Source organism: Rhodoblastus sp. (genome assembly GCF_052145335.1).
Taxonomy (GTDB): domain Bacteria; phylum Pseudomonadota; class Alphaproteobacteria; order Rhizobiales; family Beijerinckiaceae; genus Rhodoblastus.
Genome location: NZ_JBKQOU010000221.1, coordinates 18406 through 39987 on the forward strand (window position 1 = coordinate 18406; position 21582 = coordinate 39987).

A 21582-nucleotide genomic window follows, 5' to 3' on the forward strand; every position below is an offset into this window, starting at 1 on the left:
ACACTACCTCTGCGTCGTCAACGTCACATGGACGGTGCGCCCACTGCCTTCTGTGCGCGACATCAGGAACCTCGGCTCGACTTTCGGCCGCTGCACGATGAACGACAGCCGCACCGTCTCGAATCCGCGCGTCGAATCGAAGGCGATCAGCTTGACGTAGCTGTCTGGGAAAGCCTTGCGGCAGGCGTTCAGCTCCATCATGACGCCGGCCGGATCCTTCAGGTCGAACATGGGTTGGCACCACATTTCCCAGTAGGTGTTTCGGGGATGGGGGTCGTCGGTATATTCAACGCCGATCGCCCAATCCTGGTTCAGGCAATATTCCACCTGCGCCTTGATCTGATCGTCGTCGAGGTCAGGAAGAAAGGAAAAGGATCCCTGTGTGATGCGCATTTTGCGGCTCCCAAAAGTTACTCGGCGGCGACGGGCGTCACGACGAAATCGGACGTGTCGGTCGATGCGTAGTTGAAGGAAATATTGCCCCAGACATCCAGCGCGGCTTCCAGAGGCTTGCACCATTTCGCGGCGGCGCGGAGAATTTCCGGCCCTTCGGAAATGAGGTTGCGGCCCTCGTTGCGCGCCAGCACCATGGTCTCCAGCGCGACCCGATTGGCGGTGGCGCCGGCCTGGATGCCCATGGGATGGCCGATGGTGCCGCCGCCGAATTGCAGCACCACGTCATCGCCGAACAGGTCGAGCAACTGGTGCATCTGCCCGGCGTGAATGCCGCCCGACGCGACCGGCATCACCTTGCGGATGTCGCACCAGTCCTGTCGGAAGAAGATTCCACGCGGAAGGTCCTGCTCCGTCACCGCATCGCGGCAGACGTTGTAGTAGCCCTGCACGGTCATTGGATCGCCTTCCAGCTTGCCGACGGCGGTTCCCGCATGGATGTGGTCGACGCCGGCCAGCCGCATCCATTTGGCGATGACGCGGAAGGACACGCCATGGTTCTTCTGGCGCGTATAGGTGCCATGCCCGGCACGGTGCAGATGCAGGATCATGTCGTTCTGCCGGCACCAGTTGGACATGGACTGGATCGCCGTATAACCGATGACCAGATCGATCATCACGATGACCGAACCAAGCTCCTTGGCGAATTCGGCGCGGCGGTACATTTCCTCCATCGTGCCTGCGGTGACGTTGAGGTAATGCCCCTTCATTTCTCCGGTCTCGGCGATCGCCCTGTTGACCGCCTCCATGCAATAGAGGAAGCGGTCGCGCCAGTGCATGAACGGCTGCGAGTTGATGTTCTCGTCATCCTTCATGAAGTCGAGGCCGCCCTTCAGCCCCTCGTAGACGACGCGGCCGTAATTCTTGCCGGACAGGCCGAGCTTCGGCTTCGTCGTCGCGCCCAGCAGCGGGCGGCCGAACTTGTCGATCCTCTCACGCTCGACCACGATGCCGGTCGGCGGCCCTTTGTAGGTCTTCACATAGGCCGGCGGCAGATACATGTCTTCGAGGCGGCACGCCTTGAGCGGCTTGAAACCGAAGACATTGCCGATGATCGAAGCGGTGAGGTTAGCGATCGAGCCTTCCTCGAACAGTATGTAGTCATAGGCGACATAGACGAAAAACTGGTCGCTTGTCCCCGGCACGGGATCGACGCGAAAGGCCTTGGCGCGGTAGGAATCGCAAGCGGTCAGGCGGTCGGTCCACACCACCGTCCAGGTGGCGGTGGAGGATTCACCGGCAACCGCGGCGCCGGCCTCGATCGGATCGACGCCTTCCTGCGGCGTGATGCGGAACAGCGCGATGATGTCGGTGGATTTGGGCTCGTATTCGCCGTTCCAATAGCCCATCTGCGCATATTTCAGCACACCGGATTTATAGCGTTCCTTGCCTTTGACTTCCTTGATCTTGGTGTCCACGGTCCTGCTCCTTTGGTTCTCCAGTTTGCGTTATGCCGCCGCAAGCACGGCGCCTTTCGGATCGAGCGCGCCGCTGGCGTAAGCCCGAGCCATTTCGTTCATCGGCCTGACCTTGACCAGCGCCGCATGGCTGAGGCGACGGGACCTATTCGCGGCGCCGTTCCCAGGACCGAGTTGCGATAATCGTCGTCATGGCGTTCAAACGATTCCCGGCAGGGCCTCACACGACCGCCGCCTTGACGCTTTCCCGGCTTTTCCCGCTCATTCGGAGATCCTTTTTCCCGACGGTTACTTCGCCCTGCGGCCGCGCTCGACCAGGCGAATGATCATCGGCGTGAGGATGAGCTGCATGGCGATGTCGAGCTTGTCGCCGGGGATGACGATGGAATTGGCGCGGGTCATCCAGCTGTTGTGAATCATCGACACCAGATAGGGGAAATCGATGCCGCGCGGATTGCGGAAGCGGATCACCACCAGGGATTCGCCGGCAGTCGGAATCCAGCGCGCGATGAAGGGGTTGGACGTGTCCACCACCGGCACCCTCTGGAAATTGATGTCGGTCTGGGTGAACTGCGGACAGATGACGTGCACATAGGCGTGCATCCGGCGCAAAATCACATCGGTGACCGCCTCGGTCGAATAGCCGCGCGAGGCGCGGTCGCGGTGAATCTTCTGAATCCATTCGAGATTGATGACGGGGACGACGCCGATCTTGAGATCGGGATAGGCCGCGATGTCGATTCCGTCGGCTTTCACCGCGCCATGCAGGCCTTCGTAAAATAAAAGGTCGGAGCCTTCGCCGATTTCATTCCAATCGGTGAAATGTCCGGGCGGCACGCCATGCTTTTCCGCCTCCGGCTCGTCATGCACGTAGGTGCGCGACTTGCATTTGCCGGTTTGGCCATAGGCTCGCAAGGAGCTTTGCAACTCTTCGAGCAGATTGGCGTCGGTCGAAAAATGGCTGAATGTCTGGTCGCCGGCCTCGCGGCGGCGCGCGGTTTCGGCCTTCATGTCGGCGCGGTTGTAACGATGGAAGGCGTCGCCCTCGATCGAGGCCGCGACGAATCCCTCGCGGCGGAATATCTGGTCGAAAGTGAATTTGACCGTGGTCGTGCCCGAGCCCGACGAGCCAATGACGGAAATGATGGGATGTTCGATGGACATGCCGGCCTCAGGTGTGGAACAGGCCGCGCTCGCCAAACAAGGGCGAACTCGAACTTTGGAAGGCGCAATTGGTGAAATAGGAGGATATGCGCGCGACCTTTTCAACTGATCCGAAAATCAGCGGCGTGCGCTGGTGCAGGGTCGAAGCGGTGTGCTCAAGGACGCGCGCATAACCGTCGGACGCGGCGCCGCCGGCCTGTTCGACCAGCAAGGCGATCGGATTGGCTTCATAGAGCAGGCGCAGCCGCCCGTGCTCATATGCGGGGCGCTGATCGCCGGGATAAAGGAACACCCCGCCGCGCATGAATATGCGATGGGTTTCGGCGACCAGCGAGGCCATCCAGCGCATGTTGAAATCTTTTCCGCGAGGCCCTTCTATGCCGGCGATGCAATCGTCGACGAAGGTGCGGACCGGAGGCGTCCAATGGCGATAATTGGATGCGTTGATGGCGTAGTCGCGCGTCGAAGAGTCGATCCTGAGACCGTCGGCGATCAGCCGGAATTCGCCGGTTTCGGGGTCGAGGACGAAATGCGCGACGCCTTCGCCCAGAGTGAACAGCAGCGCCGTATGCGGCCCGTAAATGATATAGCCGGCGGCGAGCTGTTCCGAGCCGGGACGGAGAAACGAGGCCGTGGCGCCGGCGGGGGAGGCCGGAAAAACCGAAAAAATCGTGCCGACTGAAATGTTGGCGTCGATATTCGAAGAGCCGTCGAGCGGATCGACCGCCACCGCAAGGTCGCCGCCGGGCCGCAACGTCAGAATGGCGTCTTCCTCTTCCGAGGCGTAATAGGCGGTCGAGCTGCGCCGCAAGGCGGAAGCCACCGCCCCATCGGCCAGCAGGTCGAGCCGGCGTTGTCTGTCCCCGAAGGCGTTGGCCTGCCCGATCTCCACCCCCATCGCGCCCATCAAGGGGCCGCGCAGGACGATATGGGCCATGGCCGCGCCCGCTTCGGCCATGGCGGTGAGAACGCCCGAGAGAGATTCACCGCCCGGATGCGCCGCGCGCCAGATCTGGAGATAGGTTACAAGCCCCTCGCCCGCGGCGTGAAGCGCTGGCGCTTCGATGCTGGCCATTTTTCATTCCTCCCGGCCGGCTCTTCTGGCTGGCTGGAGATCAGGTTGCCGCGCTTTATGGGAAAAATAAATTTAAAAATATGCAAGCCTGCGTTAGAACATCTAACGTCGAACGGGGCGGGCGCCGGCGCTCAAGCTTTTGAGAACGAACACAAAATGGCCGATTTGCGGGGAATGACCCGAAAGCAATTACGCGCTTTCGCCGCGACTGTGCAACGCGGCTCCGTCAGCGGCGCCGCGCTGGCGCTTAACGTGACCCCGCCGGCGATCAGCATTCAGCTCAAATTGCTGGAGGAGATGGTCGGTTCGCCGCTGTTCTCGCGCGAAGCCGCCGCGCCATTCGCGCCGACCGAAATCGGCGCCGAACTTCTGGCCATGGCGCAGGACGTCGAAAGGCTGGAGGCGCGCACAGCCGAGCGGATCGCCGCGCTGCAGGCGGGGGCGTCCGGGTCGCTGGTCTTCGGCGTGGTCAGCACTGGCAAATATCTCGCGCCCTTTATAGTCGCGGCGTTCGGGCGCGAACATCCCGGCATTCGCGTGAACCTGGCGGTCGGCAATCGCGAGGACATCATTCGCGGCCTGGAGCGCAACGAATATGATCTCACCATGATGGGCCGCCCGCCCGCCCATATCCATGCCGAAAGCGCCACGCTCGGCGATCATCCGTACGTGCTGATCGCGCCGCCCGACCACCGGTTGGCGGGCGATAGCGACATTCTCGCCGAGGATTTGCTCGCCGAGCGTTTTCTGGCGCGCGAACAGGGTTCGGGCACGCGCACGCTGATGGAGCGCTTTCTCGAACGCATTGGCGGCGGACGTTCCTTCGACGTCATCGAAATGGGCACCAATGAAACGATCAAGCAATCCGTCATAGCCGGACTTGGCGTCGCCATCATCTCTGCTCACACCTGCCTGACGGAACTGGCCGACGGCCATCTGATCACCTTGCAGGTCGCCGGCCTGCCGCTGGTGAGGCAATGGTTCCTGCTCAACCGCGCCGACAGGGCGCCGAGCATGGCGACGCAAAAGTTCAAGGCTTTCGTGCTCGCCAGGCGCGCGATCTTGCTGCCGAAAGTGTGAGCGGGCGAACTGTAATCGAAAGAATCGAATGATTGGGCGGATATTATGCGATTGATCGATAGTAAATCATATTCAACGATGTGACGCGCCTGCCTGCGTTATATCCGGGGCCGGACAAGGCCAAGCCCGATGATCCTGGCGATCCTCATCGGCGCCGTCATCCATAATTCCGTTGTCTCGGGGGCGTTGTGCCACTCGAATTCAGTCGGACTTGCCGCCGGCGCGACGCCGGCGCCCGGGCTTGTTGCAGAACACCGAATGGAGAGCTCGCAAAATGGTGCGCACGTCGTCATCGGCCAGGTTGTAATAGATCGATTTGCCGTCGCGACGGGCCGTCACCAGGCCGTCCAGACGCAGCCGCGCCAATTGTTGCGATACCGTCGATTGCCGTTGCGCCAGCAGGGTTTCAAGATCGCCGACGGATTTTTCGCCTTCCGATAATATGCACAGGATCAGCAGGCGGTACTCATGCGCGAGGGCTTTGAGGAATTCGCTCGCGTCCCTGGCGTTGTCCGCTATTTGTCCGAGACCTTCGGACACGGTCATGTTTTCCAATTTCGGCAAGGCCATGGCCGCCTCGTTTGTTCGCAACTGCGCATTGTCAGTTGATAAATAAGGTCCATTGATTTCCGGGTAAAGCACTTTCTTGCAAACCGAATATATGAATGTTTGATTAACTCATATTTCCCATAATTGGCGGCGGCCTTACTTTCGCGGGGTTATCTCTTTTTGTTCGGGCGCTAACAGGCTTTTATCGATACGGCTGAAAATTTTGCCTGACGGGATAACGGACGTGGCGCGCGTGATCGGAAAGAAAACGCTATCAGGCCCAGGTTTGCTCAGATCTTGCCCGCCTTATGCAAGAGGCCGTAAATCTCTTCCAGCAGCGCGCCGATGTGGTTCTGCCTGTCGTCGGGCTGGCTGTTGAGGCCGACAACGACGACCGCGCCGTTGCTCGGGAAATAGCCGTAGAGCACGCGGTAGCCCAGCGTCATCCCTTGATAATACCAATAGGCGCCGAACGCCGGCCGATAGCCCGCTCCGACGCCGAGCCCGAAGGCGCCCGGCTGCTCTTTGGAAGGGCCGGCGACGGGTTCGCCCGTCTTGTCTGAAACGACCGTCATGAGTTCGCCGCGCTGTCTGTCGGCCAGCAGCGGGCCTTCGTAAAGCGCTCGAACCCACAGCGCGACATCCTGCATCGACGAGACGACGCCGCCGGCGCCTTGCATCCAGGAAACGCTGTCGTTCTTGACGTCGCGCCCAAGCAGCGGCGCGAGGGCCGCGTCGGAGGGACCGTGATTGAAAAAGTAGCCGGAGACCATCCGACCGGTGATCGACGCTGGATAGAAGTCTTGTTCGTAAAAACTGTTTTTCATTCCGGCCAGGTCGAACAATTCGCGCACGACATCGGCATAGGGTTTGCCGCCGGCTTTTTCGACGATCATCTGGGCAAGCAGGTAATTGCTGTTCGAATAGGTCCAGCCGCTGACCGGCTCCGGCTTGCCGTCATGCGGATAGGCCGCCGCGACCAGTTCCTCCGGGGTGAAACGGTGGCCGGGATCGGCGCCCATGACATGGGCGATGGCCGGCTGGTTGTCGTAGCCGGGAATGGGGCTGGTCATGTCGAGCATCTGGCGGATCGTCACGTCTTTCCAGGCGGGATATTGCGGCAGCCACTTGCCGAGCCGATCCTCGATCGTCAATTTTCCGGCGGCCTCAAGCCGCAGGACGGCGACGGATGTGAACGACTTGGTGATGCTGCCGATCTCGAAAAGATCGTCCGGCGTGTTTTTTGCGCCCGCGTCCGGGTATTCGGTCGTCCCGGCCGCGAGGTTGATGTTTTCCCCGGCGCCCTTCAGGCTGATGCTCAGGGACGCCGCGGAGATGTGCTCGGGCTCCGCGCGCATCGCGACATAGGCGGCGAGCGCTTTCTGCAGGGAGGAGGCGAGGGCGGCGTCGGCTGGCTGGGCCGCGACGGGCGAGCACGCGCCGAGCGCGAAAAGGGTGGCGACGATCATTTCGAACATGGTTTATCCTGCGCCGCCGGATTTATCGAAATACCGATCTTCGTTGAAGCGCTGCGGCTGTCAATGGCCGCGTTCGACATAGCTCTGACCAGAGCCCCCGATGTCGCACCTTTGCTGTTGGAGCCGGTAAATTCAGCCTCTAAGATTGCCGGAACCGCCCGCCAACTCCCGAGACGCCCGGCATGGTCAACCAAATCTTCGCCTCCTGCGAAACCACGATTTTCGAGGTCATGTCCCGCCTCGCCGAGGAACATGGCGCCGTCAATCTGGGACAGGGTTTTCCCGAAGGTCTGGAGCCGGCCGAACTGATCGAAGCCGGTATCGCCGCCTTCCGCAAGGGACCGCATCAATATCCGTCGACGATGGGATTGCCGGCGCTGCGGCAGGCGGTCGCGGAAAACGCCAAGCGCTTCTTCGGCATCGAGGCGGATTGGGAGCGGGAGATATTCATCACCTCCGGGGCGACCGAGGCGCTCTGCGACGCGTTTCTCGGGCTGCTCGATCCCGGCGACGAAGTCATCGTGTTCGAGCCGGTCTATGACAGCTACGGGCCGATCATCCGTCGCGCCGGCGCCGTCCCGGTGGCTGTGCGGCTGGAGCCGCCCGAGTGGCGATTGCCGAGGGAGAAAATACTGTCGGCGATTACGCTGCGCACCAAAGCCATCGTCGTCAACACGCCGATGAATCCGATCGGCAAGGTTTTCGACGCCGGGGAGTTGCGTTTCCTGGCCGACTGCATGCTGGCGCACGATCTCGTCGCGGTCTGCGACGAAGTCTATGAACACCTTGTCTTCGACGGCCGCGGCCACAACAGCCTGTTCGCCCTGCCGGACGTCCGCGACCGCGTCGTTCGGATCGGCTCCGCGGGGAAAACCTTTTCAGTCACCGGCTGGAAGATCGGCTATGTCATGGCCGCGGCAAAGCTGCTGACGCCCATCGCCCGCGCGCATCAATTCGTCACTTTCACGACGCCTCCCGCCTTGCAGGCGGCGGTCGCCTTCGGCCTAGCCATGCCCGACGCCTATTTCGCCGGATTGAAAGCCACGCTGGCGGCGCGCCGCGATTTTCTCGTCGCGGCTTTGAGCGGCCTCGGCTTCGAGGCGCGCCCGGCGGCCGGCGCCTATTTCACGATTGCAGGAATTGGCGGCCTCGACGACGCCGGCGACGATGTCGCCTTCTGCCGGAGGATGACCGTCGAGGCGGGGGTGACCGCGGTGCCGCTTTCCGCCTTTTTCAGCGGGCGCGATTTGCGCGGCTATATACGCTTCTGTTTCGCCAAGACGCAGCCGACCTTGGAGGAGGCGGTGGCGAGGCTGGCCGCCTGGCGCGAACGCCATGGCGCTCAATAGCCGACAAGCGTCTCCGGGCGCACGCAGTCGGCGCAGGCGCCATTCCATACAGGTCTGACGAGGCCTGAAACCTGTCGTCCCTGCGGCCCGTAAAGATCGAGCGCATTGTCGCAGGCGGCGGGATAGTTTCCGCTCCGCCAGACTTTCTCGTGCGCCCGCGCGTAAGCCGCTCCAAAAATCGGACGGTAGCGGCCTTCGACGCTGACTCCCCGGCTGCGGAGAAAGCGTCGGACCGCGACGGAATCGATCGCCCAGTTGACGCAGAATTCGCTCAGCGCCGTGGCCTCGGCCGCCATGTCCAACACGACACGGGAAGAATCGTTTCCCGCGCTGGCGGGAACGGAAGCGACCGTCAGGACGACTGCCGCACAGCGCAAAATCGTCTGCATGACCACATTCTCCGAAACGGAGGGACTACCGATCTGATTCCCGGTCCCATGGCCCCGACGTCCAATTGAACTCATTAACGTCGGCGCGGTCGTTTCGTTCGGCCAAGGTCCCGCAAAACCCACCCTGGAATGATCAATGGCGCGAAAAAAGATCGCGCAGTTTGCACAGGCTGGTGGTGATGTCGAAGCGCTGATCCGGCAGCGCTTCGCCGGCGATGATGCGGGCAAGCGCGGTTGCCGGGTCGGTCTCGCCGGTGAGCAAGACACCGGCGCCGCGTTTCTGCATGTGGCGAATGAAGCCGTCGCCGGCGCTGCCCGCCACGACGATCTCGATCCCGTCCAGCGGATGCGGGCCGTCGTCCTGGAAATGATGGAACAGCAGCTCCTTCGATAATTCGACCCGCATCGGCTCCGGCAAGGTCTCGCCTGCATGATGTCCCGCCAGATCATAGAGCAGCCAGCACCGCGCCTGCCCGGCATGGCCGCTGACCGAATCCCAGTCCCTGGTGGCGACGCCGATCTTCATGGCCAGTGTTCCATCGCGTTTGGAGTTGAATAAAGCGGAATCTTGCGATTTATCGGCGCATCAGCCGTTCCTGTCCAGATCGAAAGACATCATGCGCATCGCCCCGCTGTCCGAAGCCGACCATGCTGACTGGGCGCCGCTGTGGGAGGCCTATCTGATTTTCTACCAGGCGGCCATGCCTGAAGCGACGACGCGCCTTGCTTTCGCTCGGCTGATCGATCCTGCCGAGCCGATGGGCGGATTCATCGCGCGCGAAAGTTCCGGCGCCGCGCGGGGAATCGTCCATTGGATCGATCACCGCTCCTGCTGGACGCCGGGCGATTATTGCTATCTGCAGGATTTATATGTCGCCGCCGAGGTTCGCGGCCAGGGTGTCGGGACGGGTTTGATCGAAACGGTCGCCGACGCGGCGCGAAAAAGAGGCTGCTCGCGCGTTTACTGGATCACCCACGAGACCAATAAGATCGCCCAGGGCCTGTACAACAAGATCGCCGAGCGCAGCGGCTTCATTCAATTCGTGAAGAAGCTGACATGATCCGGGCATCGACGTTTCGTCTAGGTCATTCAAAATTAAAAACATTCCTGGTTGGGAACGCGCGTATGGGCAAGAGGTTGTCCGATCAGGGCGAAAATCGAAGCAAGGAGCAGGGCAGTGACCGAGGATCTCCGCAACAAAACCTGCACCCCCTGTCGCGGAGGTATTCCGCCGCTCGCGCCTGAGCAAGCGGAGTTCTTTCGCACCGAGGTTCCAGACTGGCGGCTGGAGGATGACGCGCAGCGCATCGAACGGAAATTCGGTTTTCACAATTTCCGCGAAGCGCTCACCTTCGTCCAGGCGATAGGCGAACTAGCGGAAGCGGAAGGCCATCATCCCGACATCTGTTTCGGCTGGGGCCATGCGACCGTCTCCCTGCAGACCAAGAAAATCAGGGGACTGCACGAGAACGATTTCATCGTGGCCAGCAAGATCGACCGGATTTTCTCAGACGCCGCCTCTGGCTGACCGCCTTCCAATGCGCGCCGACGCCGGCGGTGGCGCTGCCGTCGCCGCTTCGCCCTGGACGCGCAAGGGCCGGGCAAGATCGCCGCCGAGCGCGAGGTCGCGCCGAGTTCCGCGTCAATGCCGCGCCCGCGCACGAAGATACGCGAGGGCGCGCTGCGGTTGGCGGTCGAGGCCGGCGCGCTTTAACGGATGCGAACATCTCTCCCCGATGTTCACGAGGGCGGGGCTAAACCATTCCGGCAATGGCGCGTTAGGACGAATGAAACGAACCTTTCCTTCGTGACGAGGTTTACCGATGTTGCACGCGCCGCCGTCCCCCTTCTCGCAGGCCGGCCTCGACGACCCGACACGCATTCTGCTCATCGAGGACGACGCGACCATTGCGCAATTGCTCACCGAGGTCTTCGACGAGAACGGCTTTGTGGTCGCCAGCGTCGCCTCCGGCGAGGAGCTGGACCGCCGGATTGCCTGGGACGGCTTCGATCTGGTGCTGCTCGACGTGATGCTGCCGGGTGAGGATGGATTTTCCATCTGCCGGCGGCTGCGCGCCGCCTCCGGCGTCCCAATCATCATGCTGACGGCGCTCGGCGAAGACGTGGACAGGATCGTCGGCCTGGAAATCGGCGCCGACGATTATGTCACCAAGCCGTTCAATTCGCGCGAACTGATCGCGCGCGCGAAGGCGCTGCTGCGCCGGTCGCGCGCGCCCTTCGCCCGCAATCGCCTGCGCCCGCTCGGTTTCGCCGGCTGGCGGCTTTATCCCGGCGAACGCCGGCTGGTCAGTCCGGATGGCGCCCAGGTCACGACCACAAGCGCAGAATTCGATCTACTGCTGGCCCTGTGCCAGAATCCCGGCCGCATCCTTTCCCGCGAGCAATTGCTTGACCTGACCCATGGCGGCCTCGCCGGACCGATCGAGCGCAGCGTCGACGTCCATATCAGCCGCATCCGCCAGAAGATCGAGCCCGATCCGCGCGACCCCATGTTGATCAAGACGGTTCGGCTGGGCGGCTATGTCTTCACGGCGAATGTGGAGCCGCTGTTATGAGTTTTCTGCGCCGGCTCGCGCCGCAGACCATAGCGGCGCAGATCGCCTGCCTGGTGGTCGTCGCGGTGGTGCTCGGGGTTGGAATGGCCTCGGCGGCCCTGTTCCATTTCTTCTACTTCAGCCAGGCGGGCGCCAACGCCGACATCCTCCCCGCGGTGCGCGCGGCGCGCATCGCCGGCATCGTCCGCAAGGCGGAAGGTGCGCATACGCCGCGCGATCTGGAGCAGATGCTGGCGACCGCGCGCTCGCCCGCGGTGACGGTGACGCAAGTCTCCGTTCAGGACCTCGCCAGCCTGCCCGCGCCGGACCAGAGCGAGACGGATTTCGTCAAAGCCATCAAAAGCCGGCTGGAGCGGAATTTTGGCGTGACGCCGCTGCCCTTCGCCAGGGATAACGCCATTTTCGTCAAGATCGACGGCGACCTCGCTCTGCAATTCGAGTCCTCGCCGACCATGTTTCCGCTGCATAACCTGGCGCTGATCGAGACCACCTGCGCTCTGGCGGTCATCACCGTGATGGTCCTGCTGCTGTCGCTATACGCCCTCAAGCGCATCACCGCGCCGCTTTCCGCCATCGCTTTGGCGGCGCGCTCTTTCGGCGGCGATTCGGACGAAAGCGGCGCGCTCAAGGGGGCCGGGCCGCGCGAGATCAAGCAGGTGGCGGAAGCCTTGCGCGACATGAGCGAGCGGATGCGCAATCTGGTAGACGAGCGCACCCATATGCTGGAAGCGATCAGCCACGATCTGCGCACGCCGCTGACTCGCCTGCGGCTGCGCGCCGAACGGCTGCCGGACGTCGGGACGCAGGCCAACATGCTGCAGGATATTGGGCTGATCAACGATATGGTGGGTGAGACCCTCGCCTATCTGCGCGACGGCCGCAGCGGCGAGGACGCGCGTCTGGTCGACCTGCCCAGCCTGTTGCAGACCGTCTGCGCGCAATTTTCCGACATTGGCCATGACGTGACTTATCGCGGCCCCCCTCATTTCGCCTTTTCCTGCCGCGCCCACGTGCTTTCGCGAGCTGTCGCCAACATTGTCGACAATGCGACCAAACATGCCGGATGCGTCACGGTGGCGCTGCAATCGCCCGATGAGCGGACGGCGCGGATCGAAGTGTCCGATGACGGGCCCGGCATTCCGGCCGCCCTGCGCGAAAAAGCCTTCGAGCCTTTTTTCAAGGGCGACACCGCCCGGCCTTCCGGGCGTAGCGGTTTTGGCCTGGGCCTGTCGATCGCCCGCGAGATCGTGCGCGGACAGGGCGGCGACATCGAGTTGCAAGACCATAAGCCGCACGGGCTGACGGTCGTCCTTTCGCTGGGCGAGCCGATTTTTCGCCGCGACGAAAGATCCTCGCGCTTCGCCTGACTTAAAGCTCGCGGGTCTCCGGCATTTTTAGCGCAAAGACCGCAAGGGCGATGGCGGCGACGGCGCGAGGGGCCACCGCGTTGATGAGATGAGAACCTTCAAACCCATCTCCCTCGACGATTGGCAGCATGACCAGTAGCGCCGCGACGATGCAAGAAGACATCATCGCCGTCGCTGCCTCGGGATTGGCGGCGGCAAGCTTCTGGCCGACCAGCGGCAGCAGCGCCGCATTGGAACACGGGGGCGAGCAGGAAGACTTCGCGTCATGCGCGGCAGCGGCCGCTACAATCTCGCGATGGGAGAGCGCGCCGCTCGATAAATGGTTTCGCTGTCCCGGCGACGGCGCGGAACTCGGCTCGGAACCGCGCTCCCGCCATAACGTTAAGAAAACAATGATAACTCAAGGAGAACGAGCAATGTCTCTCCGTTTTCAGATCGCCGTATTGGTGTTCCTGATGATGCAGGCGGTGCTGTTCGGCGCCGGCGTTGTGCTGGTGCTGGCGACGCCGCTGACGAAAGAAGCCATGATGCTGATGCCATGGGTTGTAGCCGTCAGCGTGCTGATCTCGGCGCCGTTGTCCTGGATGATCGCGCCGCGGCTGCGCGCCAGATATTGGCGCGAGCATCCCGACGACCACAGCTTGTTCGGCCATCACGCCCGGAGGTGATCTGCTATCCGTGCGCGCGCCGCGAAAAATACAGCCGCAGGCGGTCGAGGTAGAGATAGACGATCGGCGTCGTATAGAGCGTCAGCGCCTGGCTGACGATCAGTCCGCCGACGATGGAAATGCCGAGCGGCTGGCGCAATTCGCCGCCCTCGCCGAAGCTGAAGCATAGCGGCAGGGCGCCCAGCAAGGCCGCCGTGGTGGTCATGATGATCGGGCGGAACCGCACCACGGCGGCGTGAAAAATCGCGTCGCGGCTCGCCATGCCGCCTGCGCGCTCGGCTTGGAGCGCGAAATCGATCATCAATATGGCGTTCTTCTTGACGATGCCGATCAGCAGAATCATGCCGATCAGGGCGATGATGGTCAGCGGCAGCTCGAAGGCCATCAGCGCCAGCACCGCGCCGACGCCGGCCGAGGGCAGGGTCGACAGTATCGTCACCGGATGCATGAAGCTCTCGTAGAGCACGCCGAGAACGATATAGATCGCGGCCAAAGCCGCGAGGACCAGAACCTTCTCGTCGGCGAGCGACTGGCTATAAAGCAGCGCGGCGCCGGCGAAGCCGCGAATGAGATCGGCCGGCATGCGGATTTTTTCCTCGGCGCGGCGGATCGCCGCCTCGGCGTCGCTGAGGGATTTGCCTTTGGCGAGATTGAACGAAAGCGTCGCCGCCACGAACTGGCTCTGGTGGTTGACCGCCAGCGGCGTATGACCCGGCGCGAAATGGGCGAAGGCGGACAGCGGGACCATCGCCTCGTTGCCGGTCGCCACCGAGGCCCCGACCGAGGCGACGCTCGCGCCGGTCGAAGCGATGGTCGCCTGGGCGGCCGTGCGCACTGCGTTGTTCGAAGCCGTGCTGGCGCTCGATGAGCCAGCGGTCAAGGCGCCGGCGGCCGTTGCCGGCGGCGCCAGCGAAACCGCGAGATTGGCCAAAGCATTCGTCACATTGGCGATGGGCACGCCGACGTTCGCCGCCGAGGCTACCGCCGAGGAACGTGTCGGCGTCACCGCCGGCGTCGAGGTGGCGACGGGAATTGGAATGCCCACAGCCGGGCCCGCGACGGCGGCGCCGGCGCTGAGCGCTGTCGATTGCGAGCCATTGGCCGGCGCTCCGGACGTCGAGATCCAGAACTTGTCCAAGATATCGGGGCGCTGCCAGAATTTCGGCGCCGCCTCCATCACCACGCGATATTGGTTGAGCGGATTGTAGATCACCGAGACCGAGCGCTGGCCGAAAGCGTCATAAAGATTGTTGTCGATCTGGACCATTTTCAGCCCCAGCCGCGAGGCGCTGTCGCGGTCGACGTCAATGTCGATCCCCAGCCCGTTCTGCTGCTGGTCGGAGCTGACTTCGGCGAAAGTGGGATCCTGCTCCAGCGCCGCCAGCAACTTCGGCGCCCATTGATTGACCTCCGCCGTGGTGTCGCCGAGGATGGAATACTGATAGAGCAGATTACCCTGCCGGCCGCCGACCTGGATGTCCTGTACCGGGACAAGGTACAGCCGAGCGCCTGGTATTTCCCGCAGGTTGCGCCGCATCCGGGCGACCACCGTTTCGATTCCGTCGCGCTGGCTGAGCGGCTTCAATTGCAGGAACATCGCGCCGGTATTGGTCTGGGCGGAAACGCCGCCGCCGCCGGTGCCGGTATAGCCGACCACGCTGGCCAGATCCTTGTCGGCGTCGACCACCGCCATCATCCGCGTCAATTTCTGGCTCAAAAGCTGGAAGGACATGCTCTGGTCGGCGACCAGCACCGCGACAATGCGGCCAGTGTCCTGTTCGGGGAAAAAACCCTTGGGGATGATGGTAATCAGCCAGACGTTCAACGCCACGGCGCCGAACAAGGTCACAAGAACGATAAAACTATGGTTGAGCGCTACGGCCAGCGTTCGTGCGTAAAAATTCTGCACGCGCTGAAACAGGGGAAGGCGGCGCGGCTCCTTCGGCGCCGGCTTTACACGCAAGATCAGAGCGCACATCATCGGCGTCGTCGTCAGCGAGATGAACATGGAAATGACGATCGCCAGCGACAGGGTCACGGCGAATTCGCGGAACAGCCGCCCGACCAGACCGCTCATCAGCAGGATCGGCAGGAACACGGCGATCAGCGACAAAGTAATGGAGACGATGGTGAAGCCGATGTCGCGCGCGCCGATCATCGCCGCCTCGCGGCGGTCCATTCCCTGCTCCATGTGGCGCTCGATATTCTCCAGCACCACAATGGCGTCGTCGACGACAAAGCCGGTGGAAATCGTCAGCGCCATCAGCGACAGATTGTCGAGCGAATAATTCAACAGATACATCGCCCCGAAAGTGCCGACGATCGAGACCGGAACGGCGACGGCCGGAATCAAGGCGGCGCGGCCATTCTGCAGAAAGACGAAAACCACGCCCACCACCAGGCTCATGGCGATGAGCAGGGTGCGCTGGGTCTCAGCCAGCGAATTGCGGATAGTCGTCGAGCGGTCGGAAGCGAAGCCGATGACCATCGCCGCCGGCAGCGCCGCCTTGAGTTTGGGGATCGCCGCGCGCACCGCCTCGACAGTCTTGATGATATTGGCGCCGGGCTGGCGAAACACGATGATGATCACCGCCGGGCGGCCGTCGGCGAGACCGAGATTGCGCAGGTCCTGCGCCGAGTCCTCGACCTGAGCGACATCGCTCAGCTTCAGCGCGTCGCCGTGGCGATAGGCGATGACCTGCGAGCGGAAATCGGCGGCGCGGTTGGCCTGGTCGGTGGTGTAGATCTGCCAGCGATGCTCGCCGACGTCGATGGCGCCCTTTGGCGCGTTGGCGTTGGCGGCGCTGAGCGCGGAGCGAACGTCCTCCAGTCCGATGCCGAAGTGAAACAGCTTCAACGGATCGAGCTCCACCCGCACCGCCGGCAGCGCCGACCCGCCGATGATCACCTGGCCGACGCCGGTAATCTGCGACAATTGCTGCGCCAGGATCGTGCTGGCGGCGTCATACATCTGCACGCGGGTCAGCGTCTTCGAGGTGAGGGTCAGGATCAGGACCGGCGCGTCGGCCGGATTGACCTTGCGGTAGATCGGCTGCGACAGGAGATTGGTCGGCAGGTCGGCCTGAGCCGCGTTGATCGCCGCCTGCACGTCCTTGGCGGCGCCGTCGATATTGCGGTCCAGACCGAATTGCAGGATCACCCGCGACTGCCCGGTCTGGCTCTGCGACGTCATTTCGGTGACATCGGCGATCTGTCCGAGATGACGCTCCAAAGGTTCGGCGAGACTGGTCGCCGCGACTTCCGGGCTGGCGCCGGGCAGCAGGGCCTGAACCGAAATGGTCGGGAAGTCGACCTGCGGCAAGGGCGCCACCGGCAGGGCGAAATAACCGAGCATCCCCGCCAGGGCGATGGCGATGGTCACCAATGTCGTGCCCACCGGCCGCCGGATGAAAGGCGCCGAAATATTCATGGCGGCGCCTCGGGCGAAGGCTCCGACGGCGGCGCTGCGTAGCCCCTGGGAAAAAGCCTGCGGCCGAGCCTGTCGATGGCCAGATAGATCACCGGGGTCGAAAACAAAGTCAGCAACTGGCTGACCAGCAGGCCGCCGACGATGCACAGGCCGAGCGGTCGGCGCAGTTCCGACCCCGTGCCCGTCCCCAGCATCAAGGGCAGCGCGCCAAGCATCGCGGCCATGGTGGTCATCAGGATCGGTCGGAAGCGCAGGAGACAGGCCTGATGGATCGCCTCGCGCGGCGGCTTGCCTTCGACGCGCTCCGCTTCGAGGGCGAAGTCGATCATCATGATGGCGTTTTTCTTGACGATGCCGATGAGAAGAATGATGCCGATAATGCCGATGACGTCGAGATCGGCGCCGACGAGCCGCAGAGCGAGCAGCGCGCCGACCCCGGCTGAGGGGAGCGTCGAGAGAATGGTGATCGGATGGACGAAGCTCTCGTAGAGAACGCCGAGTACGATATAGACCGCAACCACGGCGGCGAGGATCAGCATCAATTCGTTGGACAGCGATTTCTGGAACGTCGACAGCGCCCCCTGGAACGAGGTGGTGAACGTGTCCGGCATTCCAATGTCGTGCTCTGCGCGGAGGACCTCGGAGACCGCCGTTTCGATCGATACGCCGGGCGCGAGATTGAAGGAGATGGATTGCGACGGAAGCTGGCCGAGATGGTTGAGCTGCAGCGGCGCATTGCTCTGGCTCACATGCACCATGGCCCCGAGCGGCGCCTGGCCGGATGTCGCAGTGGCGGAGGGCAGGTAGATCGCGGAAAGCGCCTCGGATGGACTGTCCAGATCGAGCGCTGTCGATTTCAGAATCACCCGGTACTGGTTCGACTGGGTGTAAAAAGTTGAAGCGATGCGCTGGCCGAAGGCGTCGTAAAGGGCGTTGTCGATCGACGCTGGCGTGACGCCGAAACGCGCCGCCGTCGGCCGGTCGATGGTCAGCAGTATTTGCCGCCCCTGTTCGGCGAGATCGCTGGAGACATCCTCGAAAACCGGCGACTGCCGCATCCGCTGCACCAGCTGCGGAGTCCATTGCGACAAGGCCGATTGCTGCGGATTTTCCAGAAAGAACAAATATTGCGCGCGGCTGACCGCGCTATCTATGGTCAGGTCCTGCACAGGCTGCATGGCGAGGGTGATGCCGGCAACGTCGGCGGTTTCCTGTTTCAGGCGGCGGATGACTTCGCTGGCGCTGTTTTCGCGCTGGTCATGCGGCTTCAACGAAATCAGCAGGCGTCCATTGTTCAGCGAGGCGTTGGTTCCATCGACGCCGATATAAGACGACAGATTGGCGACGTCCTTGTCGCGCAGGATCGCATCGACGAGAGACTGTTGCCGCGCCGCCATCGCCTTGAAGGAAATGTCCTGATCTGCGGTGGTGACCGCCTGGATGGCGCCGGTGTCCTGGACCGGAAAAAAGCCCTTCGGAATTTCGATATACTGGAAGATGGTGACGGCCAGGGTGAGCGCGAAAACGACCAGGGTCGCGCGCTGATGGTCGAACACGAAATTGAGGCCCGCGTCGTATCGGCCGATGATCCAGTTGAAAGCGCGCTCGGCCGCGAGATCGGCGCGATAGCGGGAGCTTTCCGGCCGATGACGAACGATCAGGGCGCACATCATCGGAACCAGAGTCAGCGAGATCAAAGCCGACAGCACGATGGCCATGGCCAGCGTCACCGCGAATTCATGGAACAGCCGTCCGACGACGTCGCCCATGAACAATAGCGGGATCAGCACCGCGATCAGCGAAACGGTCAGTGATATGATGGTGAAGCCGATTTCGCTGGAGCCCTTAAGCGCCGCGTCGAGCGGAGCATCGCCGCGCTCGACGTAACGCGAAATATTCTCGATCATGACGATGGCGTCGTCGACGACGAAGCCGGTGGCGATGGTCAGCGACATCAGCGACAGGTTGTCGAGCGAATAGCCGCATAGATACATCCCGGCCAGCGCGCCGATCAGCGACAGCGGCGCCGACAGGCTGGGGATCAGCGTCGCCGGCAAGTTGCGCAGGAAAATGAAAATCACCATCACCACCAGCACGACCGACAGGCCAAGCTCGAATTCGACGTCGGCGACGGAGGCGCGGATGGCCCCGGTCTGATCGGCGAGGATGGCGACGTCGAGGCCCGGCGGCAGGGTCTGCTTCAGCTTGGGCATTTGCGCCTTCACCGCATCGACCACCGCGATGACGTTGGAGCCCGGCTGGCGCTTGACGTTCAGGATGATCGCCGGCGTGCGATTGGCCCAGGCCGCCAGTTCGGCGTTTTCCGGCCCTTCGATGACCTTGGCCACATCCGACAGCCGCACCGCGGCGCCGTTCTTGTAGGCGACGATCAGCTGGCGATAGGCTTCCGCCGTCTGCAACTGATCATTGTTGTTGATCGTGGCGTTCTGGGTCGGGCCGTCGAAATTGCCCTTCGGCAGATCGGTGTTCTGGTTGACGATATCGGTGCGGATGTCATCGATGGCGATGCCATAGGCGGCCAGGGCGCGCGGATTGATTTCCACGCGCAGAGCCGGTCTTTGGCCGCCGGAGATCGACACCAGCCCGACGCCGGAAACCTGCGACAGTTTTTGCGCCAGCCTGATGTCGGTGATGTCCTCGACCTGGGTCAGCGCCAAGGTTTTCGAAGTCACCGCGAAAACCAGCACCGGCGTATCTGCCGGATTGACTTTCGCATAGATCGGCGGCGCCGGAAGGCCGGACGGCAGCAGGCTGGCGGCGGCGTTGATCGCCGCCTGCACTTCCTGTTCGGCGACGTCGATCTGGATGTCGAGGCCGAACTGCAAAGTGGTAACGGAAGCGCCGGCGGAGCTGATCGAACTCATCTGGCTGAGGCCCGGCATCTGGCCGAACTGCCGTTCCAGCGGCGCGGTCACCGCCGTCGTCATCACTTCCGGGCTGGCGCCGGGATAAAACGTCGAAACCTGAATGGTCGGATAATCGACCTGGGGCAGGGCCGAAACCGGCAGGAAGCGATAGGCGACGATCCCGACCAGCAGGATGGCGGCCATCAACAGAGTCGTGCCGACCGGGCGCAGGATGAACAGGCGCGAGGGGTTCATTTGCCGCCACCGTCCGATGCGCTTTTGGCGCTGCTGCTGGGCTGGTTTTCGCCCTGACCCGCCGCGACGTTGCCGGGGTCCGCGACGATGCGGACTTTCATTCCGTCGCGCAGACGGTCGGCGCCGTCCACCACCACTTCGTCGCCGGAATTCACGCCGGAAAGGATCTGCACTCGGTCGCCCTCGGTCACGCCGGTCTTGACCGCACGAACCTCCACCGTGTCGTCGGGCTTGATGCGATAGACGTAGGCGCCAGGCGCGCCGTGCTGCACCGCCGAAACAGGCGCGACGGCCACGCTTTTCAGGGCGCGCAGCAGCAGCCGCGCATTGACGAACTGGTTGGGGAAAAGCTTGAAATCGTCGTTGGGGAAATTGGCGCGGATCTTGACCGTGCCGGTGGTGGTGTCGACCAGATTGTCGATGGAGTCCACCTGGCCATTGGCCAGCACCTTGTCGTCGGTGCGATTGGTCGCGGCGACCGCCAGCGCTGTGCCCGAGCGCTGTTCCGCCCAGATGTCCTGAATGTTGTCTTCCGGCACCACGAAGATGACCGAGATCGGCTGCAATTGCGTCAGCACCACCAGGCCGTTGGTGTTCGGCAGGTTCACGTAATTGCCAGGATCGACCAGCCGCAGGCCGACGCGGCCGGCCACCGGCGCGACGATGCGGCAGTAGGAAATATTGAGGTCCTCCTGGGCGATCAACGCCTTGTCGGTGGCGACCTGACCTTCATCCTGCTTGACGATAAAGGCCTGATCCTCCGCGGTCTGGCGGGCGATCGAGTTCTCCTTGAGCAAGGTGGCGTAGCGCACATTGTCCAGTCTGGCCTGGTCGAGCACGCCCTGGTCGTGCGCCAGCTGGCCAACATATTGCGCCTTCAGCGCCTCATAAGGCCGCTGGTCGATTTGCGCCAGGAAATCGCCCTTCTTGACGATCTGGCCTTCCTTGTAGCCCACCGACATCAACTGCCCGGCGATCTGAGCTTGCACGGTGATGGTGGCGAGCGGCGTCACCGTGCCGAGACCGGAAATGATCTGGTTGATATCGCCCGTTTCTACTTTCGCCGCGCCTACCTGAGGGGGCGTCGGCTCGGGCTTGTTGCGGCCGGAGTCGCCCGGTCTCAGCCATCGCCACAGGCCGAACGCCGCCAGAGCCAGAGCAACGACGACAAGCAATGAGAGCAGGGGACTTTTTCGCGCCTTAGGCGTCGTCGACGGTGTGTCCGCTACGCTGGCGCCGACAGGCCGTTCCATGGGCTTTCCTCGAAACCGATCGCAAAATTCCGGTTCACCTCGCTCGGACAATGCGCAGGCATTCGGCGCCCCGCTCCCGTTCATAACCCAGATCCAATAATACAGTTCAAAGGCCCGTCGCAGGGTTAAGCGTTGTTAAGTTTTGTTTCCTCGCGGCAGCTTTGCAAATGGCGGCCAAAACGGTATGTTCGACTTATGTTCCGATGGGCG

The 21582-nt window shown here is 62.7% G+C and carries 19 protein-coding genes; 7 read left to right on the plus strand and 12 right to left on the minus strand.

Annotated features, from left to right (window positions below):
• Positions 1-3: 3 nt before the first annotated feature.
• The 4 genes from ACLP2E_RS13885 to ACLP2E_RS13900 all read right to left on the minus strand — a co-directional run bounded on the left by ACLP2E_RS13885 (position 4) and on the right by ACLP2E_RS13900 (position 4110).
• Complete coding sequence (locus tag ACLP2E_RS13885) at positions 4-393, minus strand: ribulose bisphosphate carboxylase small subunit (RefSeq protein ID WP_442466285.1); 390 nt, start codon at positions 391-393, stop codon at positions 4-6.
• Positions 394-410: 17 nt separating this feature from the next.
• Positions 411-1871, minus strand: coding sequence for a form I ribulose bisphosphate carboxylase large subunit (locus ACLP2E_RS13890; protein ID WP_442463327.1), 1461 nt, complete (start codon positions 1869-1871; stop codon positions 411-413).
• A gap of 288 nt (positions 1872-2159) precedes the next feature.
• Positions 2160-3035: a phosphoribulokinase gene (locus ACLP2E_RS13895; RefSeq protein ID WP_442463326.1), complete on the minus strand. Its 876-nt coding sequence runs from the start codon at positions 3033-3035 to the stop codon at positions 2160-2162.
• 7 nt (positions 3036-3042) lie between these two features.
• Positions 3043-4110, minus strand: a complete 1068-nt coding sequence (locus ACLP2E_RS13900) for a class 1 fructose-bisphosphatase (protein WP_442466286.1) — start codon at positions 4108-4110, stop codon at positions 3043-3045.
• A gap of 156 nt (positions 4111-4266) precedes the next feature.
• On the opposite strand from ACLP2E_RS13900, the gene ACLP2E_RS13905 reads away from it, so the two are divergent.
• Positions 4267-5190, plus strand: a complete 924-nt coding sequence (locus tag ACLP2E_RS13905; RefSeq protein WP_442466287.1) for a LysR substrate-binding domain-containing protein — start codon at positions 4267-4269, stop codon at positions 5188-5190.
• 201 nt (positions 5191-5391) lie between these two features.
• On the opposite strand, the gene ACLP2E_RS13910 is transcribed toward ACLP2E_RS13905, so the two are convergent.
• Complete coding sequence (locus tag ACLP2E_RS13910) at positions 5392-5760, minus strand: ArsR/SmtB family transcription factor (RefSeq protein ID WP_442464122.1); 369 nt, start codon at positions 5758-5760, stop codon at positions 5392-5394.
• 269 nt (positions 5761-6029) lie between these two features.
• On the minus strand, positions 6030-7217 hold the full coding sequence (locus ACLP2E_RS13915) for a serine hydrolase domain-containing protein (RefSeq protein ID WP_442464121.1): 1188 nt from the start codon (positions 7215-7217) through the stop codon (positions 6030-6032).
• A 182-nt stretch (positions 7218-7399) separates the two neighbouring features.
• On the opposite strand from ACLP2E_RS13915, the gene ACLP2E_RS13920 reads away from it, so the two are divergent.
• Entirely contained in the window at positions 7400-8566 is a 1167-nt protein-coding gene (locus ACLP2E_RS13920; RefSeq protein ID WP_442464120.1) for an aminotransferase, read from the plus strand.
• Here ACLP2E_RS13920 and ACLP2E_RS13925 read toward each other — a convergent pair.
• Together ACLP2E_RS13925 and ACLP2E_RS13930 are read right to left on the minus strand one after the other, a co-directional pair.
• The gene (locus ACLP2E_RS13925) at positions 8560-8955 is read right to left on the minus strand and encodes a hypothetical protein (protein WP_442464119.1); all 396 of its coding nucleotides are present in this window, start codon (positions 8953-8955) and stop codon (positions 8560-8562) included. The genes ACLP2E_RS13920 and ACLP2E_RS13925 overlap by 7 nt on opposite strands.
• A gap of 133 nt (positions 8956-9088) precedes the next feature.
• On the minus strand, positions 9089-9481 hold the full coding sequence (locus ACLP2E_RS13930; protein ID WP_442464118.1) for a NifB/NifX family molybdenum-iron cluster-binding protein: 393 nt from the start codon (positions 9479-9481) through the stop codon (positions 9089-9091).
• Positions 9482-9572: 91 nt separating this feature from the next.
• Here ACLP2E_RS13930 and ACLP2E_RS13935 point away from each other — a divergent pair, with 91 nt between their 5' ends.
• The 4 genes from ACLP2E_RS13935 (at position 9573) to ACLP2E_RS13950 (ending at position 12899) form a co-directional block, all read left to right on the plus strand.
• Positions 9573-10016, plus strand: a complete 444-nt coding sequence (locus tag ACLP2E_RS13935) for a GNAT family N-acetyltransferase (RefSeq protein WP_442464117.1) — start codon at positions 9573-9575, stop codon at positions 10014-10016.
• Positions 10017-10133: 117 nt separating this feature from the next.
• On the plus strand, positions 10134-10484 hold the full coding sequence (locus ACLP2E_RS13940; protein ID WP_442464116.1) for a 4a-hydroxytetrahydrobiopterin dehydratase: 351 nt from the start codon (positions 10134-10136) through the stop codon (positions 10482-10484).
• Positions 10485-10779: 295 nt separating this feature from the next.
• A complete protein-coding gene (locus tag ACLP2E_RS13945) occupies positions 10780-11532 on the plus strand; it encodes a response regulator (RefSeq protein ID WP_442464115.1) in 753 nt (250 codons plus the stop codon).
• Positions 11529-12899 (plus strand): sensor histidine kinase, encoded by a 1371-nt coding sequence (locus ACLP2E_RS13950; protein ID WP_442464114.1) that lies wholly within the window; start codon positions 11529-11531, stop codon positions 12897-12899. The genes ACLP2E_RS13945 and ACLP2E_RS13950 overlap by 4 nt, the downstream gene beginning before the upstream one ends.
• A 1-nt stretch (position 12900) precedes the next feature.
• On the opposite strand, the gene ACLP2E_RS13955 is transcribed toward ACLP2E_RS13950, so the two are convergent.
• Positions 12901-13065 carry a hypothetical protein gene (locus ACLP2E_RS13955; RefSeq protein ID WP_442464113.1) on the minus strand — a complete coding sequence of 55 codons (165 nt, stop codon included), beginning with the start codon at positions 13063-13065 and terminating at the stop codon, positions 12901-12903.
• 250 nt (positions 13066-13315) lie between these two features.
• Between ACLP2E_RS13955 and ACLP2E_RS13960 the strand changes: the two genes are divergently transcribed.
• Complete coding sequence (locus tag ACLP2E_RS13960; protein ID WP_442464112.1) at positions 13316-13567, plus strand: hypothetical protein; 252 nt, start codon at positions 13316-13318, stop codon at positions 13565-13567.
• Positions 13568-13571: 4 nt separating this feature from the next.
• Here the strand turns inward: ACLP2E_RS13960 and ACLP2E_RS13965 are convergent, their stop codons facing one another.
• Genes ACLP2E_RS13965 through ACLP2E_RS13975 form a run of 3 tightly spaced genes read right to left on the minus strand, consistent with a single transcriptional unit; the run spans position 13572 to position 21372 of the window.
• Complete coding sequence (locus tag ACLP2E_RS13965) at positions 13572-16997, minus strand: efflux RND transporter permease subunit (protein ID WP_442466288.1); 3426 nt, start codon at positions 16995-16997, stop codon at positions 13572-13574.
• Positions 16994-20119 carry a multidrug efflux RND transporter permease subunit gene (locus ACLP2E_RS13970; protein WP_442466289.1) on the minus strand — a complete coding sequence of 1042 codons (3126 nt, stop codon included), beginning with the start codon at positions 20117-20119 and terminating at the stop codon, positions 16994-16996. The genes ACLP2E_RS13965 and ACLP2E_RS13970 overlap by 4 nt, the downstream gene beginning before the upstream one ends.
• Positions 20116-21372: an efflux RND transporter periplasmic adaptor subunit gene (locus ACLP2E_RS13975; protein ID WP_442466290.1), complete on the minus strand. Its 1257-nt coding sequence runs from the start codon at positions 21370-21372 to the stop codon at positions 20116-20118. The genes ACLP2E_RS13970 and ACLP2E_RS13975 overlap by 4 nt, the downstream gene beginning before the upstream one ends.
• Positions 21373-21582 lie beyond the last annotated feature (210 nt).

Coding starts and splice junctions, on each gene's coding strand:
- ACLP2E_RS13885 (WP_442466285.1), bottom strand. CDS start 393: ATGCGCATCACACAGGGATCCTTTTCCTTTCTTCCTGACCTCGACGAC.
- ACLP2E_RS13895 (WP_442463326.1), bottom strand. CDS start 3,035: ATGTCCATCGAACATCCCATCATTTCCGTCATTGGCTCGTCGGGCTCG.
- ACLP2E_RS13900 (WP_442466286.1), bottom strand. CDS start 4,110: ATGGCCAGCATCGAAGCGCCAGCGCTTCACGCCGCGGGCGAGGGGCTT.
- ACLP2E_RS13905 (WP_442466287.1), top strand. CDS start 4,267: ATGGCCGATTTGCGGGGAATGACCCGAAAGCAATTACGCGCTTTCGCC.
- ACLP2E_RS13910 (WP_442464122.1), bottom strand. CDS start 5,760: ATGGCCTTGCCGAAATTGGAAAACATGACCGTGTCCGAAGGTCTCGGA.
- ACLP2E_RS13915 (WP_442464121.1), bottom strand. CDS start 7,217: ATGTTCGAAATGATCGTCGCCACCCTTTTCGCGCTCGGCGCGTGCTCG.
- ACLP2E_RS13920 (WP_442464120.1), top strand. CDS start 7,400: ATGGTCAACCAAATCTTCGCCTCCTGCGAAACCACGATTTTCGAGGTC.
- ACLP2E_RS13925 (WP_442464119.1), bottom strand. CDS start 8,955: ATGCAGACGATTTTGCGCTGTGCGGCAGTCGTCCTGACGGTCGCTTCC.
- ACLP2E_RS13930 (WP_442464118.1), bottom strand. CDS start 9,481: ATGAAGATCGGCGTCGCCACCAGGGACTGGGATTCGGTCAGCGGCCAT.
- ACLP2E_RS13935 (WP_442464117.1), top strand. CDS start 9,573: ATGCGCATCGCCCCGCTGTCCGAAGCCGACCATGCTGACTGGGCGCCG.
- ACLP2E_RS13945 (WP_442464115.1), top strand. CDS start 10,780: ATGTTGCACGCGCCGCCGTCCCCCTTCTCGCAGGCCGGCCTCGACGAC.
- ACLP2E_RS13950 (WP_442464114.1), top strand. CDS start 11,529: ATGAGTTTTCTGCGCCGGCTCGCGCCGCAGACCATAGCGGCGCAGATC.
- ACLP2E_RS13955 (WP_442464113.1), bottom strand. CDS start 13,065: ATGATGTCTTCTTGCATCGTCGCGGCGCTACTGGTCATGCTGCCAATC.
- ACLP2E_RS13960 (WP_442464112.1), top strand. CDS start 13,316: ATGTCTCTCCGTTTTCAGATCGCCGTATTGGTGTTCCTGATGATGCAG.
- ACLP2E_RS13965 (WP_442466288.1), bottom strand. CDS start 16,997: ATGAATATTTCGGCGCCTTTCATCCGGCGGCCGGTGGGCACGACATTG.
- ACLP2E_RS13970 (WP_442466289.1), bottom strand. CDS start 20,119: ATGAACCCCTCGCGCCTGTTCATCCTGCGCCCGGTCGGCACGACTCTG.
- ACLP2E_RS13975 (WP_442466290.1), bottom strand. CDS start 21,372: ATGGAACGGCCTGTCGGCGCCAGCGTAGCGGACACACCGTCGACGACG.